The sequence below is a fragment of the Bradyrhizobium sp. Ken01 genome, assembly GCF_055807355.1.
In genome coordinates this window covers 1-255 of the sequence record NZ_JBVVPC010000247.1, presented here as the reverse complement: position 1 = coordinate 255, position 255 = coordinate 1, and the positions used below count along the sequence as shown (strand labels likewise).

Annotated in this window: 1 protein-coding gene; it reads left to right on the top strand. The window is 61.2% G+C overall.

Annotated features, from left to right (window positions below; all coding sequences use genetic code 11):
- Nucleotides 1-255, top strand: a 255-nt coding sequence (locus AC0L3S_RS39520; protein WP_473285384.1) for a LysE family translocator, incomplete at both ends; no start/stop codon positions are given.

Genomic DNA, 255 nt, shown 5'->3' with positions numbered 1-255 from the left:
CAGGCAATCACCAGGGGCTCGGCCTTTTCGCCGGAGAAGAAGACGGGACCCGAGATTTCGCTGTTGCGCAGCTGGGCGGCGGGCCTCGGCGTCAATCTGCTCAACCCGAAGATCATCCTGTTCTTCATGACCTTCCTGCCGCAGTTCGTCTCCGCACATGATCCGAACGCACCGGGAAAGCTGTTTTTCCTGGGCACGATGTTCATCGTGCTGTCGGTGCCGGTGACGGTGCCGATGGTGCTGGCGGCGGAAAAG